Genomic DNA, 256 nt, shown 5'->3' with positions numbered 1-256 from the left:
ACGCCGATGGGCAGGTCCTCAGGGGCGATCAGGGTACGCGCGGCGACGTCGACCCAGACCAGGAACAGGCTGCCCAGCAGCACGCACGCTGGCAGCAAGCGGCGATGTTCGGCGCCCACCAGGCGCCGGGCGATGTGCGGAACCATCAGCCCGACAAAGCCGATGGAGCCGCTGATGGACACCAGCACCCCGGTCATCAGCGAGGCGATCAGGAACACCTTCAAGCGGACGTTGCGTGCGTTCAGGCCCAGGGTCA

At 67.6% G+C, this 256-nt stretch carries 1 protein-coding gene; it reads right to left on the bottom strand.

From position 1 onward, the window contains the following. Positions 1–256 (bottom strand): iron chelate uptake ABC transporter family permease subunit (locus BK665_RS33390; protein ID WP_148053285.1); only part of this gene is annotated, 256 nt, incomplete at both ends.

Source organism: Pseudomonas frederiksbergensis (genome assembly GCF_003732665.1).
Classification (GTDB): Bacteria; Pseudomonadota; Gammaproteobacteria; order Pseudomonadales; family Pseudomonadaceae; genus Aquipseudomonas; species Aquipseudomonas frederiksbergensis_G.
This window is presented reverse-complemented; position numbering and strand designations above follow the sequence as displayed.